This is a genomic window from Mesorhizobium sp. M1027 (genome assembly GCF_040318745.1).
Taxonomy (GTDB): Bacteria; Pseudomonadota; Alphaproteobacteria; order Rhizobiales; family Rhizobiaceae; genus Mesorhizobium.
The window spans coordinates 16,973-30,667 of the sequence record NZ_JAMYMW010000015.1 but is presented as its reverse complement, the minus strand read 5'-3'; the positions used below and the strand labels follow the sequence as shown (position 1 = coordinate 30,667).

Sequence of the window (13,695 nt, the reverse complement as noted above, 5' to 3'; positions counted from 1 at the left end):
ATGCCTCCTCTCATAACCGAGAGGGTCAGTTCTTCATTTCGTCAGGGGGTCAGTTTCTCAATTCGCCCGACACCGGACGTCGTGATCGGGCCGACGGGTGCGGTCAAGGTCATGGTGGCGACGAAGCCGGTCGACTTCCGCAAGGGGCGGAGGGATTGGCTGCGCTGGTGCGAGAGACGACGGGAGCCGATCCGTTCAGCGGGGCCGTGTACGTCTTCCGGGCGAAGCGGACAGACCGGATCAAGCTGATCTTCTGGGACGGCACCGGCGTCTGCCTCTATGCCAAGCGTTTGGAGGATGGGGAGCTCCGCTGGCCGAAAGTACATGACGGCATGATGCGGCTGACGGCCGCGCAGCTCTCGGCGCTACTCGAAGGTCTCGACTGGCGGCGCGTCCATGAGGCGCGCCGGACCTTCTGCCAAATATTCGTCGGCGGGTTCGCAGCACCGCGGGCGCACGGGTGAGCTCGTGGGTAGGAGTGCGGATGGAAGTAGGCGATGCACATCGTCATCAGCACCTCAGATTGTGTGAGGTCCACGGCCCGCTCGTTTCCGCCGACGGCGGCGCGGCGGGCGTCGGTATACGCAGGGCGGGTCCGTCGCCTTGGCCTCAGTTTCGGGGCAATGGCAGGCCCCGGTCAGCGCGGCGCCGAGTTGGGCGGAAAGATCGACGGCGCGCAACGCGGGGCTCCTACGCGACTAGCAGTTTTTCCCCCGGTCTGACCCGGCCTCGACTCCAGATGCCGCAATGACCGTCGCGGCCCGGCGCGGTTGATCGGGTCTCATGCCCAAAGCTGCCTCGGTGCCCAGTAGCGGCACCGCATTGCCCCTCCCAGGCGCTGCGCCAGTAAAGCGTCGGCGAGCCAGCATCCGACGGTGCGTTCGAAGCGATCTCATTCGGCGGCCATGATCGCGCCGGTCACCATGCCGCAGCGGAAAGCTGCCGAGCTCGTCTGGCCAGGTCGCTGACCGCCTCGTCGTCGCGGGCGACGACCGAAATCTTCCCCACCGCAGCGAGGTTTCTCCCGTTAGAAGATCCTCAGCGGGATGGGCTGCCAGTTCACGCCCGGCCAACAAGCATCCGGCCCGCGGGACAGACCTCGTCTCCCGGTCGTGTGAGCAGAAGAACATCGCGAAGTGCGGCTTCATCCTCGACGCCGCGAGCCTGCTCGCTATACCGCGGCCGCCGAAAACCCTAGGCGCTGTCACCAGGCGCCAGCCCACCTTTCTAGCTGGCGGACCATCTCATCGAGCGCGCCGATGGCCGCACGGTCAGTGATTGCAATGTCCTCAATGCGCCGCAACTGTTTGGGTCGGGGGCAGCCCTGCGCAACCAGGCCGGCACCGCCGTCGTCGGCGCGGCTTCCGTGGCACCGGGAAGAGTGCCGTGGTGGCGCAGGAGGGTTTTGGCTCAGAATCATGGAACACGATGAATCATCGCGGCGCTTTTTGTAGAGCGAACGATAAGTCTTGCACGACCAGCCATTTATCCCTCGCCAAATCAATGCCGCGGGCGCAGGCGAACTCCGTCCGGACTAAGTTCAACGCGGGCAAAAGAAGTTGTGTAGGCCATGTCACGAAATGCTTGGTCCGCTTCTCTGCCGGCCGATGGTCCATGAAATCCCCTCCCCACCCACGACACCAGACACCTCCTTGCCAATATGCCGATCAAGTACTGGCCTCCATGGTACCAGCATGAACTCACGCGCCTTCTCGACTATCACGTACTTGCCGCTGGCAAGGTCGATCGAGCGGCGCAATCGACCCTCTATTCGATCACCAGGCTGCGCTTCGGAATACGAGAGTCCGAGTTCGTCAGACAGTTGACCGGCAACACGGTTCAGCTCACGTTGACGCAGGATCGAAAGCATGTTGGCGCGATAGACGATCCGGTCCTGCTCTTCCCGAGCAAGACCTTGCGCAATCAGCCACTGCCGTCGGCGGCCTTGCGCCTCTCGGACATCGCGGCCGAAACCAGAGCTGTGCAAGGCCTCCGGTGTGTCGGAAACCAGCTCTCGATCGAGCCAGGTGGCGCCGTCGAAGCTGACTTGTTGTTCCAGCGGCGTCGATGAGAGCTTGTCAACCGTGACAGGCTCGGCCCCGGCCCGCTGACGCTCGTAGTCAGACACACGGTCGAGATGATCCGGTGCGACGATCCAGGTGCCGTCCGGCTCGCGCTCGACACGACCGGTCGCCCGGCGGATCGCCTCCAGTCGCCGCACGTGCGTTTCGGCAAAGCGTTCGGTGGCCGACGGGTCATGCTTGAGATGGATATCGATGCTGTAGCGCCCGTCATGGGCCGTGGCGATCTCGGCAATTGTGCGGTCGACTTGCCTTGGCCCGGTGTCCCTCGGCGTGACCCGCACTATGCAGCCCTCTGGCGTCGGTTGGGTTGCCTCGCCTTTGCCCATATCAACATAGTGGCTTTTGCCGTCCACGGCGTCGACGACGAGGTAATGGCGGTCAGTGATTTCGTCGGCCAGGCCGCGCGCAACGATGCAGCCGACGACAGGCTGCATCTGCTCTGCAGATCGATCATGGATAACATAGTCGGCGGCACTGCGGGCGAGCCCCTTGCCGGTCAGTTCGCGGTGCATGGTCTTGATGATGTCGCCCCGCTCGCCGATGCGGCGCAGCGTCGCTTCAAGCTCGCCATCAAGGCGCCAGCGGCCCGAGCCGACTTCCTCAGCCAGACCCATCCGCTCGAGCTTGCGCAGGCGGCCCTGGTGCAGCGTCTGGCGAAACGTGTCTCGGCTGGCCGGTGAGACATGCCCATCATGGTCGCGCATGCGGAGCAGCTGCCGATCGATGCTGGTGAAGCGTTCCCGCTCCATTTCCTGGCGCAGGCGTTGCTCGATCTCGCGGTCCGTTCTCGGGCCAAGGTCGAGGCTGACCAGCTCGGCCGCCCGTTCACGGATTCCAGACGAGATGTAGTCTCGCGCGATGACAAGATTTTCGCCGCGGTCGTCCTTGCCGCGGACGATAATATGGGTATGCGGATGACCAGTGTTGAAATGATCGACAGCGACCCAGTCGAGCTTGGTGCCGAGGTCTTCTTCCATGTGCGCCATGAGGCGCCGCGTGAGCGGCTTGAGGTCGTCATACTCGATGCCGTCTTCAGGTGCGACGATGAAGCGGAACTGATGCCGGTCCCCATCGGCACGATCGATGAAGGCCTTGCCATCAACGCTGTCGCTGTCGGCGCTATAGAGCTCGCCAGGCTCGCCTTCGCGGGTGACGCCGTCGCGCTGGAGGTAGCGAAGGTGTGCACGTGCCCCGTCAACACCCTTGCCGGCCAGCTTGACGATACGCGCCTTGACGACGGCGCGCCGCTGCCGAAACGCCGCGTGGGGGTCGCGCGCTCTGAGAACGGCGGCAGCAGCCCCGCCGCGCCCCGCCCGGCTTCCGATGAAGCGGCCACGGCGACCGCTGCCGCCGCCGGCTCGGTTGATCGCGGCGCGGATCTGGCCGGCGAAACGCTTGCCTGCCTTCGAGCCGCGCGATCCGATTTTGCCCAGGCTCGGCTTGAACTCTTCATCCTGCATTGAGCCTCCTAGTAATCATAAGCAAAATCACATGTTTGTCGGCAGCAGCTCTCCTGACGCTGAAGGCAGCCTCCGTGAAAAACGATGTGCAGACAAAGACTTCGCCGCCTCCGGGAGGCGATGCCTTTATCTTGCCTTCCCGGACCTGCCTCCCTGCCCCGCCCGACCCACGGTACCCCTGCCCTCACCTGCGATCCGGCCGGCCTGACCTTGCTCGCTCCGATCCGAGCGGCACCACGATTTGGCCATTCGGATCGGTCGCGGAAACACCGTTTCGCAGGAAGAACAGCGACTGCCCGGACGGGATTTCCGGCGCTTTTCCGGAACGGGATTTGCCGGTGAACGCGTCCATGTCGGCGGCCGAGATCCCCGCCGCCTTGAGCTCTTCCAGATACGAAACCGTCTCGCTGGGCAGCGGTCGCCCACGCTGCAAATGCTGTTCGTAACGGTCCGGCCCAGCGTTATAGGCGGCAAACAGGCCGGGGAAGCCGAAGCGGTCATACATGGCGCGCAGATAGGCAGTGCCTGCCAGAATGTTGTCGCGAGGGTCGTGCGGATCGGCCCCCAGGCCAAGCTCTGCGCGCATCTCCTCGTAGGTGCCGGGCATCACCTGCATGAGGCCAATGGCGCCGGCGTGTGACGCGATCGGCCGTCCATTCAGCTTTGTCTGCCCTCGGCTTTCGGCATCCATGACGGCATAAATCCAGGGCTGTGGAATGCTGAAACGCCGGCTTGCCTCAGCTACGTAGTGCTGCCATCTTGCCAGCTGCGGACCACGGGAGATGGCGGCCGGCTGAGCGTCGGTCGCGGCGGAACAGGCGCATGGCGCTATCGCGACCATGCCGAGCATCAGGAGGGTTACTCGGTCCATAGCGGCACGAGCCTCCCGGCAATATTTTCGGCCGGCACCGGCCCGAAATAGCGGCTGTCGAAGGAGTGGTTTCTATCGTTGCCGAGCAGAAAAAACTCGTCGGCGGCGAGCTTGCGGCAGGCATTCCACCAAGGCAGCGGACGGTGCTGCGTGTCGGTTGCCAGCCGGCGCGCGACGATCTCGCCGCCGATGATGATGGCGTCGCCGAAGGCGCAGACATGCTCGCCAGGCAGCGCGGCAAGGCGCTTGACCAGCGGCACGTTGCTGGGCAGATAGAAGCGTTCGGCGGCGAGATCGGCGACCGGTTTTGGCGGGCGGACGAGCACCAGGTCGCCACGAGCCGGTGATCCGGACGCGACGCGATAGAGGCCGACCGGCGCACTGGCCGAGGCGTTCCAGACCAGCCAGGGCGATGGGTTGTCGAAAGCGGCGAAGCCGATCAGGCCGAGGCCTATTGTGGCCAGGGCGATCGTCTTGCGCGCCCGAATGCGCCGCAGATGGCTGCCGATCAGACGGATAGTGGGACGCCGGCTCATGAGCGGCCTCCCTCACCGGCCGAGCCGGAATTGTGCCCGCCATCCTCGGGCCTGGTCTCCTGCGCGCGTCCCTTCGACCAGTCGTCGAGCTCGTCGATGTGATAGCGGACATAGCGGCCGTGCTTGCGAAATTGCGGGCCACCGCCCTTGAGCCGCATCTTCTCCAGCGTGCGCTGGGATAGCCCGATATAGAAGGCGGCCTGCGCGGTGTTGAGAAACGGACTGCCCTTCTTGGCGCGGGCCGCGCGTTCGTTTTCGTCGTCCATGATGGTCCTCGTTTCGTTACGGACAAGCGAAGGCGAGGATCGGCGAGCGAGATCGTTTCGGGGACGGGCGAAGAGTGGGGGGCGAGTTTTCGCCGCCCCCTCCCGAAAGAGCCCCGCGCCGGTTGCGGCGCGGGGCTCGAGGCAGGCGGTTCAGTCGACCGGGTTCCAGATGATGGCGTATGTGTCGTCATCATCCTGGCCGGCGGCGCGGCCGAGATTGGCGTAGAGCTTGCGCGGGCCGAACTCCGGGGCGGCAATCGACAGGCTCACATAGTCCTTGCCGGAGGTCTCGCCGGTGCGGATCCAGCCGGCCCCTACTTCGACCCCTTGCGTCAGCACCCGAAAGTCGGGATGGGTGTCGGCGCTCTTTGCCTGATTGGGCACGATGTCGATGTCGGCGCGGACGCTGAGCGTCCTGAGCTGGCCCTTGTAGCCGCCGTTTTCCTGTTTGGTAACGTATCCGATCGCGGTCATTTTCAGTCTCCTTTTGGTGCTCGCCGGGGACCATTCCCCTGCGATGGCGGACCGTGATGGGCGCGTCCGGACCGCCGGAACCGGGACGGCCGCAGCGATAGCGGAGGACCCGAGCGGACAGCTTTTTTGAAGCGAAGCGGCGCGAGGAAGCCGCCGCAGGCGGCGGGGAAAAAAGCTGCTGGCGAGGGTTTCGGGCGGGCCGGATCCGCCCATAGGTCGTCAAGCCAGCCGCAGGGGAATGGTCCCTGAGACACATGGAGACAGGTGGCGCGATCGGTGGCACAAGAGGGGGCGGCAATGCAGGGGGCTGGCTGCGCGGGCTCTGTCGGCAACCCGATCGGACAATTGGCCCATGCGCGGAGCGCCTCGGCAAGCAACCCGGCGCGGTGCAGGGCTGCCGAAATGGGGGCGAGTTGGCGTCGGGATTTCTCGCGCAAGGCACTGGCTCGACAAGACGACCAATCGGCAGCCGGCGCGGCCCGGAGCGGCGCGCGCGATCTGAGCGGCGGCACTCGAGAGAACCGCCGCTCGGGCCCTGATCGATTCGCGGACGAACAGCGGCTGTACCTGTGTCCACTGATCGGCGGTGCGGAAGCCGCCGCGGCTGGTGTAGCTTTCGGCCGGGAATTTCATCCAGCGCGGCAGCCAGGTCTCGACCCTGAGGCGGCCATTCTCGCCCGCCAGGAAGTCGCGGATGATCTTCTTTTGCGTCTTGACCTTCTCGGCGACATTGCCGTCCGCGACCAGCTTGCCGCCGACATCGGCGAGCATCGAATTGGCGATTTCCTTGTCGCGCAAGAGGTCGAAGAAGGCATCGTCCGGTTGCCACCATGTCCCCATATCGACGTTCAGATGGTTGCCGAGCGCCTCGATGACGGTGCTGCCGGCTGCAAGCGTCTCGGCCATGACAAGGGTGAGAACGCGCATGACATCGTCGTCGCACAGCGCCAAGAGGCGGGCGAACACGCCGGCGATAGCAAAGGCGTCGCCATTGCTGCCGGCCACCACTCCATCCTCATCCGGTGATCCGACCAGGGCCAACACCTCGCGCCGCTTTTTGCCGAATGCAGCTTCAGCCTTGCAGCCGGCAAGGCTGGCAGTCACCGTCTCGTTGGCTGCGCGCTGTGGCTCACGGCGCACCTGCCACAGGCCGGAACCGGTGATGGCGTGCGCCACGACGAGGCGCAGCGCCACGGCGGGATGGTCGAGCATGGCCGCGCGCACGCCAGCATGGCGATGCAGATCGACATAGTTCTGCATCGGGCCGGTGAGTTCGGGGCGCTGCGGCTTGGCGGCTGTTTCTTCTTGCTCGCCGCCCTCGCGGGCGCGGCGGGCTTGCTTGCGTGACAGCCAGCCCTCGTGACACTCGACCTCGCCGCAATACGTGACCGCGATGAAGACCTTGCCGCCCTTCTTCTTCGGGGTCTTCTCGTGGTCCCCTGCGTGGAAATATTGGCCCGGCTCCAGCAGCACCACCTCGCTCCAGCCGTCGTTGAGATAGGTGTCGCGTCTGGCGGTAATCGCTTCGTTCTGCTTTTGCCAGAACAGGTCGGCATCGGCGAAATAGCTGTCCTCGCCGAACAGGTCCGAGGTGATCAGGCCGGGATATTCGTCGATGGCAAACAGCGCCACCTTGGTGGAAATCGACTGGCCGCCGAACAGCCATTGCTTCAATTGAAAGCCACGCGGCGCGTATTGATCGGGATCGGCAGACAGAGCCAGCCAGTCCTTCTGCTGCGCCTTGGACGCCATGGTGAGATGGCGCACCGTCTCGGTATCGATCTCCTCGCGCCGGTAGGCTTCGCGGATTTTGGGCAAGAGGTCGCCAAGCGCCAGAATGCGTTTGACCTTCAGGTCAGTGATGCCGAAGGTCGCAGCGATATCGGGAACGGTGCGGCCTTGCCTGACGAGCCGCGAAAACGTCTCCCATTGCGAGACTTCGTCAGGATCGAGGCGGGCGAGGTTTTCGATCAGCGAAGCTTCCAGCGCATCGGCGTCATCACCGTCCTCCATGATGGCGCAGGGCAAGGGATCGCCTTGGCCGCGCTCGTCGGCAAGCGATTTCGCGGCGAAATAGCGCCGCCTGCCGGCGACGATCTCGAAGGTTTCCGGCTGGCCGTTCGGCCGCACAAGGAGAGGCACCAGCACGCCGCGCGCACGCACGGATGGCAAGATGTCGGATATGTCGGGCGCGCGTTTTCCATGGCGCATGTTGGCGCGCAAATGTTGAGCTGATCCAAGGGAATGTGGGCAAGCTGCATGGTTACTCTCCTTTCGCTTTGGTTGAGGTTGTCCCCGCCGCAGAGGCCGACGGCCGGCGCGGCGGGACGGTTTTTGCGTCTATAGGCGCTGCTGTTCCGCCGTGTCGGGCGGAAGCTCGGAATGGGGCTTTGAAAGGGCGTCTGCTGCCTGCCGCAGAAGTCGCTCGGTCTCGGTGATGTGGCGGCAAATGCGGGCGGCTTCGGCATAGACGGAGAGCGGAAAGCGCGCCTGGAAATGCAGGTCGCGCTCTATGCCGAGGCCAAGCGGACCTTTTACGGATGCAAGCTCGGCCAGACTGACGCTGCCGAGTTCGGGGAAGCCGAAGCCGAGATCGCAAAGGCCGAACAGCGTGTCGCCATCGGCGTCGAGTTCGGTCAAAAGCCACGTGGCGGCACCTGAGGGATTAAACAGTTTCACAACGGGAAAATGGTCGATGTCGGCCTCGGCGGCGCCATTGGCGAGCAGTCGTGCGCGCAGTGGATCGGTGATCAGGATCATGGAAAGACTCCTTGTCAGAACAGGTCGAGTTGATTTCTGCTGGCTTCATCGAAGAGGCCGATATCGAGCGGCTTTTGCGCCGCGCGCGGACACATCGGCGTCCATCAGGAGGGTGAGCCGATCGCGCGTGGTGATCGGCCGGACACCGGGAATGAGCATCTGCTCGCCTTGCGGCGTCGGCTCGCTCGCGGTCAGTTGAGGATCGCGCATCGTCATGCCGCAATCCCTTCCTGCGCCTCGCCTTCGGCATCGGCCTGAAGGCCAAACAGGAAATCGGCGGCCTTGGAGGCAAGACTGGCGGCACGGAAGATGGCGCGGTTGTCCTCGCGCAGCACCTTCAGCCATGAGCCGATGTAATCGGCATGACGCACGGTCGGCTCGATGCCGAGATTGCTGCAGACGAAGGCGGCAGTGATTTCGGCGACCAATTCTTCACGCGCGTAAGCCTTGGAGCCGAACGAGCCGGAGAGGTCGCGAGCAAGCCGCGTCGGGTGGCCGGTCCAGTGGCCAAGCTCGTGAAAGCAGGTCCGGTAATAGTCGATCTGGTGATGGAACGCCGGCTGCGGCGGCACCTGAATGTGGTCGCTGCCCGGCATGTAGAAAGCGCGATCGCCGCCGATCCTGAAATCCGCACCGCTGGCGCGAATGAGCGTCTCGGGCTGCGGCACGATCTCGCACTGAGGCAGCGGCTCGGCGGCGGCATAGAGGTCTTCCGGAAGATTATCGCACTGCGCGACATTGAAGACGGTGAAGCGCTTCAAAAAAGGCACGGCCTGTGGTTCATCGCCCTCGTGGCGTGCGCGCTCCTTCTCGTCCTTGGGGACAAAGCGGTCGGCATGCACGATGGTCGTGCCGCGCTCGCCCTTCCTGACATTGCCGCCAAGGACGAGCGCCTGCCGGAAGGTGAGCCAGTTCTGGCTGGGATAGCTGCGCTCGATGACCGCGCCCCACAGGATGAGGATATTGATGCCGGAATAGGTGCGCCCAGAGGATGCATTCCTCGGCAGGCCAAGGCCTGCCTTTGCGCTGCCCCATGGCTTGACCCATGGCACGGTGCCGCGCTCCAGCTCGGCAATGATGCGATCGGTGATCTCCTGATAAAGGCTGGCGCTGGGGCGCCCGCCCTTGCCTGCGCCAGCCTCTCCGCTGGCGGAACGCTTGCTGTTTGCATGCATCGTCTCATCCTCCGCTCGCCAATCGCCGCGCCTTTCCCCGGAAGCGGGGTGGGCGGCGAGTCGCGACCGGAAAGGCCCGCCGTGGGAGGCGGACCGCATCCGAAGGACCGGAACGAAGAGGAGGACCCTGAGCGGCACGCGAAGGGTTGCGGGCTGCCGCGGCGGGCCTAGAAGGGAGTGCCGCCCACCCCGCGCCACCGGGAAAGGCCAACAGACAAACCGCGCCGCCCGCAAGGGCGGCGGCCGTCACAGCCCGAAGGGCTGCCCACGCCAAGGGGCGAAGCCGAATGGCCGAGACCGCCTGAGCTTGCCGAAGAAAAGCGGGCTCGGTTCACGAGCACCTGGTGCGCGTCGTCAGGCGCGCGGGCGCCCGCCAGGACGGCAGGCTGGACAGATTTTTCGAACGGATCGCGATAAATACTTCAAATGAATGCTGCACCGAAAACATGTGCGATGCAGCATTTTCGCAAGCATTTACCACGGACGCTCAGACCCGAGACTTCCGCCACCCAGCCTTGCGCGCGGCTTCCTCCGAACAAAACCAGCGCTCGCCTTTCAACAGGTTGATGCGCGTCTCCCAGTAATATTCCTGTCCGGGAACATGATAGATGCGCTCGCCCGTGTTATAGCTGATATTGGCTTTGATGTTGCAGCCGAGAGCGGCAGGGCCGATTTCGAAGGCAAGAAAGCCAGCCAGGATTGTTCCACCAGCAACGATCTTTGCCCACAACGGAACGTCGTTCGAACGATGGCGCTCGCCATACCTGCGACGGTTGTACCGATTGTCCTGATAGCGATGGTTGCCCACGCCCCTTCCCTCCGAAGAGAGAGTGCGACGTTTGCGGCCTAGAGTCTACAAGTCGGGTCTAATTCACCGGTCCTGTTCCGAACCATTGAATGAACGGCGCATCCTTCCCCGTGATATCCTTCACCGTCTTTAACAGCGCTTCATGGGTGCGCTGGAGAGCCAGGTAATGGTTGCTGGTAGGTGATAGAAGCGGCTGGACGATGCTCTTGTGCAGCCGTTCCGCCTCCGCCAGAAAGCGCTCGATTTCAGCCTGTGAAAGCTGCTTGGAAAGTTTGGTCCTAGCCATTGCGATCTCCGTTGAGGAATCGCCCCACCTAGGATTATCATCCTATATCGGCATGGGTTGGTAAAGACCCACCCGCAGCGGAATGGCAGCTTGCCGAAGAAAAGCACGCTCGGTTCACGGCACCGGCGCGAGCCGTTAGACGCGCAGGCGCCCGTTAGCCCGCAGGCTGGACAGAATCTCGCACGGATCAGCGTCAAGCGCCGCAGTTAAGTCGAGAAACTCGATGACATCGAGACGCCGCTCTCCACCCTCGTACTTGGCCACGAAGGATTGGGGACGATCAAGCTTCTCGGCCACCTGCGCCTGAGTCAGGCCTTTGGCCTTGCGCAGGGAAACCAGCTGGGCCAGAAACCGCTGGTGGCGGGGCGAGCGAAGAGATTTGGGCATGTAGGCGAACCGGTCGGGTAAAGACCGGATCAGCGACTAATCCCGGTTTCGGATTATCCCATTTTGGGATATGCTGCGTTGCATCCAGCGCTCAACAGCCGAGGCTCGCAACAGGCATGAATCGATCAATGGGAACAGATGAGACTCGAAACTCAACTCTGTGCGACGAAGTCCCCTGGTCGGAGAACCTGACGGCCTACGATAGGCAGCATTTCACGATCTACCTGCGGATCCTGGATGCCTGCGCCGACAATGCCAGCGAAGAGGAGATGGCCGATCTCATTCTAGGCATCGACCCGGCCCTTGAACCGGTCCGCGCCCGCAAGGCTCTTCGCAGCCATATCGACCGGGCGAACTGGATGGTGACGACCGGCTACAAGGAACTGTTCGCCGGCTGACGCACAGCACGGATTGTCATGCTCTTCAAACAAGGAAGTTCAGATACCCGTCACTCATGAGCGCACGGCCGCGAGAGACGGCGCGGCGGGAGCGGTCACAACTGCTTCGCGTGCTGTTTGACTGCCATTTCCAGTGCTTGGCTCAGAGGCACAGCCTTGGAGAACAGGTAGCCTTGAGCGGTTCGGCAGCCAAGCTTGTGCAGGGTTTGCCGATCCGCCTCTGTTTCGACGCCCTCGGCCATGACCTCGATCCCGAGCATGTTACCGAGATCGATGACCGATTTGACAAGCAGTCGGTCCTCTCGGGACTTGGCCAAGCCGCGAATGAAGCCCTGGTCTATTTTGACCTTGCGTATCCGACTGTCCTTGAGCGATGCCAACGTAGAAAAGCCGGTGCCGAAGTCATCGAGCGCGATGGAAATGCCCGCATGTGAAAGCCGTCCGAGCTTTTCATCCACTCTGTCCGGGTCCACCGGGGATTCTTCGGTAATCTCGATTTCGAACATCGTTGCAGGGAGGCCTTTTGCCGCCAGACCATCCAAAACCATGTCGTCGATATCGCCGGCTTCCAGTTCGCGCGGCGAAACATTCATCGCCACACGGAAATCATGACAGTCAGCTTTCACCAAGCCGTCGATAAAAGCACAACAGTCGGCGAATACGGTTTGCGTCAGCAGCTGAAGCATTCCGGTTTCGCGTGCAGCTGTGATGATTTCGGGTGGAGAGATGGCACCATGAATCGGATGGGACCACCTCAGCAAGGCTTCAAAACCGACCACGGCCTCGGTGTCGAGTTTCACGATCGGCTGGAACCAAGGTTGCAAGCTTCTCGTCTTTATCGCCGAATGAAGGTCCCGTTCGACGGACTGGCGGCGTTGCAGTTCCCTGTCGAGTTCGGCATCGAACAGGCAAAATTCGTTCCTGCCACGACGCTTGGCCGTATAAAGGGCGATGTCCGCCCGCAACAACATTTCGGTCAGGCCCGGGCTTTCCGCCAGGTATATTCCTATCGATGCCCCGACACGGACGGACGCGACCTCGATATAGGGTCGGGCAATTTTGGCTATGATATTGGAGGCGAGATCACTGGCAGAAAGCGAAACCCTCGTTGAGGGAAAAAACAGCACGAATTCGTCGCCGCCGATACGAGCAAGCGTTGAGCCTTCCGGTGCTTCCTCCTCTATGCGGCGGGCGATCCTGACAAGCAGTTCATCACCGGTCCTGTGACCGTAGGTATCGTTGACGGATTTGAACCCGTCCAGATCAACCAGCATTGCCACGAAGGGGCCATCCGCGGTCTCGAAACGTCCGATTGCGTCTTCGAGGCCACGCCTGTTGAGAAGGGCCGTCAGGTGGTCCTGCCTGGAACTGGCCTTCATCTCCGCCGCAAGCCGCTCGGCCTCATGCCTCAGGCGGCTCGCTTCGCGGAACCGTGCTTGCCCAACAAACGAAGCTCGAACCAAGCCGCCCATGAAGAGCAGAACGGTAAAAGCCAGAATGTAGTCTTCAAAATTGCCTTTCGCCAAAAGGCAAGCCACCGTGATGAGGAGCGGAGGTGTGATGAAGTTGGTCGCCGCCGCGGCATACGAACTGCCGTATGTAACCGCACCAGCTGAAATGCCCGCCAGAATGACCAGATGCAGAGGTGCTTGAGGTGTCGTGTATCCAACAGTCAGGACGGCCAGGAAGGACCAGGCAAACCCTGCCAGAAGAGCAAGGATGCCAAACCAGCGAAGCCGCGGCAAAACCCCCACTAATCCGTCATGGCGCCCCGTTTCCTTTAGCTGATAACGCGCGAGTGCAAGGCGGGCGGCATTTATCGCATTGACGACCAGGAACCAGATTGCAGCTGCAAAGCCGCTGCCAGAAAGGGCGTGCACCGCCCAAATCAGGCCTGACAGGATAGCGCTTATCGGCATCGACACGAAGAGGCCGGCCCTCAGGTCAGCAAGCTGATCCTGACGGATTTTGGCCTCCAGCGTGTCTTCATTCTTCGGGGCCATGGACGGACCAGCTTGCTCCCATCGTTGTTCGCGAGGACAAGCCTACGCAGGCCCACTGAAGGACGGGTTAACTATCCAGCGGGGATAACCAGTGTGCTCACCATGTCTTCGGGGCGCACGTCTGCCTCTTGGCCTTGCCGTCTGACCATCGAGCTCTTGCCCGCACGCGTGCCTTGATCCGAATCAT

Annotated in this window: 14 protein-coding genes and 2 pseudogenes; 2 read left to right on the top strand and 14 right to left on the bottom strand. The window is 62.9% G+C overall.

What is annotated here, in order from left to right; translation table 11 throughout:
* The first annotated feature begins 81 nt into the window (after positions 1-81).
* Positions 82-464: pseudogene (gene tnpB / locus NKH50_RS25325) on the top strand (IS66 family insertion sequence element accessory protein TnpB).
* 17 nt (positions 465-481) lie between these two features.
* Here tnpB and NKH50_RS25320 read toward each other — a convergent pair.
* The 13 genes and pseudogenes from NKH50_RS25320 to NKH50_RS25260 form a co-directional block, all read right to left on the bottom strand.
* Positions 482-595: pseudogene (locus tag NKH50_RS25320) on the bottom strand (SMC-Scp complex subunit ScpB); the annotation flags it as partial.
* A gap of 978 nt (positions 596-1,573) precedes the next feature.
* Positions 1,574-3,544 carry a relaxase/mobilization nuclease RlxS gene (gene rlxS, locus NKH50_RS25315; protein ID WP_352881695.1) on the bottom strand — a complete coding sequence of 657 codons (1,971 nt, stop codon included), beginning with the start codon at positions 3,542-3,544 and terminating at the stop codon, positions 1,574-1,576.
* A 184-nt stretch (positions 3,545-3,728) separates the two neighbouring features.
* Positions 3,729-4,415 carry a lytic transglycosylase domain-containing protein gene (locus tag NKH50_RS25310; protein ID WP_352855702.1) on the bottom strand — a complete coding sequence of 229 codons (687 nt, stop codon included), beginning with the start codon at positions 4,413-4,415 and terminating at the stop codon, positions 3,729-3,731.
* Positions 4,403-4,951: a signal peptidase I gene (lepB, locus tag NKH50_RS25305; RefSeq protein ID WP_352516175.1), complete on the bottom strand. Its 549-nt coding sequence runs from the start codon at positions 4,949-4,951 to the stop codon at positions 4,403-4,405. Before lepB ends, NKH50_RS25310 begins: the two co-directional genes overlap by 13 nt.
* Positions 4,948-5,217: a helix-turn-helix transcriptional regulator gene (locus tag NKH50_RS25300; protein WP_352453595.1), complete on the bottom strand. Its 270-nt coding sequence runs from the start codon at positions 5,215-5,217 to the stop codon at positions 4,948-4,950. Before NKH50_RS25300 ends, lepB begins: the two co-directional genes overlap by 4 nt.
* A gap of 150 nt (positions 5,218-5,367) precedes the next feature.
* On the bottom strand, positions 5,368-5,691 hold the full coding sequence (locus tag NKH50_RS25295; RefSeq protein ID WP_352474126.1) for a DUF736 domain-containing protein: 324 nt from the start codon (positions 5,689-5,691) through the stop codon (positions 5,368-5,370).
* Between the two features lie 219 nt (positions 5,692-5,910).
* Positions 5,911-7,902, bottom strand: coding sequence for a ParB/RepB/Spo0J family partition protein (locus NKH50_RS25290; protein ID WP_352881692.1), 1,992 nt, complete (start codon positions 7,900-7,902; stop codon positions 5,911-5,913).
* A 129-nt stretch (positions 7,903-8,031) separates the two neighbouring features.
* On the bottom strand, positions 8,032-8,451 hold the full coding sequence (locus NKH50_RS25285; RefSeq protein ID WP_352881689.1) for a DUF2958 domain-containing protein: 420 nt from the start codon (positions 8,449-8,451) through the stop codon (positions 8,032-8,034).
* A gap of 45 nt (positions 8,452-8,496) precedes the next feature.
* On the bottom strand, positions 8,497-8,667 hold the full coding sequence (locus NKH50_RS25280) for a hypothetical protein (protein WP_352706928.1): 171 nt from the start codon (positions 8,665-8,667) through the stop codon (positions 8,497-8,499).
* The gene (locus NKH50_RS25275; protein WP_352881687.1) at positions 8,664-9,626 is read right to left on the bottom strand and encodes an ArdC family protein; all 963 of its coding nucleotides are present in this window, start codon (positions 9,624-9,626) and stop codon (positions 8,664-8,666) included. Before NKH50_RS25275 ends, NKH50_RS25280 begins: the two co-directional genes overlap by 4 nt.
* 487 nt (positions 9,627-10,113) lie before the next feature.
* Entirely contained in the window at positions 10,114-10,434 is a 321-nt protein-coding gene (locus NKH50_RS25270) for a sunset domain-containing protein (protein WP_352502726.1), read from the bottom strand.
* A gap of 58 nt (positions 10,435-10,492) precedes the next feature.
* Complete coding sequence (locus tag NKH50_RS25265) at positions 10,493-10,720, bottom strand: hypothetical protein (protein WP_023679647.1); 228 nt, start codon at positions 10,718-10,720, stop codon at positions 10,493-10,495.
* A 135-nt stretch (positions 10,721-10,855) separates the two neighbouring features.
* On the bottom strand, positions 10,856-11,107 hold the full coding sequence (locus tag NKH50_RS25260) for a helix-turn-helix domain-containing protein (protein WP_023722035.1): 252 nt from the start codon (positions 11,105-11,107) through the stop codon (positions 10,856-10,858).
* A 128-nt stretch (positions 11,108-11,235) separates the two neighbouring features.
* On the opposite strand from NKH50_RS25260, the gene NKH50_RS25255 reads away from it, so the two are divergent.
* Positions 11,236-11,505 carry a DNA -binding domain-containing protein gene (locus NKH50_RS25255; RefSeq protein WP_352453619.1) on the top strand — a complete coding sequence of 90 codons (270 nt, stop codon included), beginning with the start codon at positions 11,236-11,238 and terminating at the stop codon, positions 11,503-11,505.
* Positions 11,506-11,600: 95 nt separating this feature from the next.
* Here the strand turns inward: NKH50_RS25255 and NKH50_RS25250 are convergent, their stop codons facing one another.
* The gene (locus NKH50_RS25250) at positions 11,601-13,508 is read right to left on the bottom strand and encodes a putative bifunctional diguanylate cyclase/phosphodiesterase (protein WP_352881684.1); all 1,908 of its coding nucleotides are present in this window, start codon (positions 13,506-13,508) and stop codon (positions 11,601-11,603) included.
* Positions 13,509-13,695: the final 187 nt, after the last annotated feature.

What these genes read in the sequence shown, in the direction of transcription:
- NKH50_RS25300 (WP_352453595.1), bottom strand. Translation starts at nt 5,217, where the DNA reads ATGGACGACGAAAACGAACGCGCGGCCCGCGCCAAGAAGGGCAGTCCG.
- NKH50_RS25275 (WP_352881687.1), bottom strand. Translation starts at nt 9,626, where the DNA reads ATGCATGCAAACAGCAAGCGTTCCGCCAGCGGAGAGGCTGGCGCAGGC.
- rlxS (WP_352881695.1), bottom strand. Translation starts at nt 3,544, where the DNA reads ATGCAGGATGAAGAGTTCAAGCCGAGCCTGGGCAAAATCGGATCGCGC.
- NKH50_RS25285 (WP_352881689.1), bottom strand. Translation starts at nt 8,451, where the DNA reads ATGATCCTGATCACCGATCCACTGCGCGCACGACTGCTCGCCAATGGC.
- NKH50_RS25260 (WP_023722035.1), bottom strand. Translation starts at nt 11,107, where the DNA reads ATGCCCAAATCTCTTCGCTCGCCCCGCCACCAGCGGTTTCTGGCCCAG.
- NKH50_RS25265 (WP_023679647.1), bottom strand. Translation starts at nt 10,720, where the DNA reads ATGGCTAGGACCAAACTTTCCAAGCAGCTTTCACAGGCTGAAATCGAG.
- NKH50_RS25250 (WP_352881684.1), bottom strand. Translation starts at nt 13,508, where the DNA reads ATGGCCCCGAAGAATGAAGACACGCTGGAGGCCAAAATCCGTCAGGAT.
- NKH50_RS25295 (WP_352474126.1), bottom strand. Translation starts at nt 5,691, where the DNA reads ATGACCGCGATCGGATACGTTACCAAACAGGAAAACGGCGGCTACAAG.
- NKH50_RS25280 (WP_352706928.1), bottom strand. Translation starts at nt 8,667, where the DNA reads ATGACGATGCGCGATCCTCAACTGACCGCGAGCGAGCCGACGCCGCAA.
- NKH50_RS25290 (WP_352881692.1), bottom strand. Translation starts at nt 7,902, where the DNA reads ATGCGCCATGGAAAACGCGCGCCCGACATATCCGACATCTTGCCATCC.
- NKH50_RS25310 (WP_352855702.1), bottom strand. Translation starts at nt 4,415, where the DNA reads ATGGACCGAGTAACCCTCCTGATGCTCGGCATGGTCGCGATAGCGCCA.
- lepB (WP_352516175.1), bottom strand. Translation starts at nt 4,951, where the DNA reads ATGAGCCGGCGTCCCACTATCCGTCTGATCGGCAGCCATCTGCGGCGC.
- NKH50_RS25255 (WP_352453619.1), top strand. Translation starts at nt 11,236, where the DNA reads ATGGGAACAGATGAGACTCGAAACTCAACTCTGTGCGACGAAGTCCCC.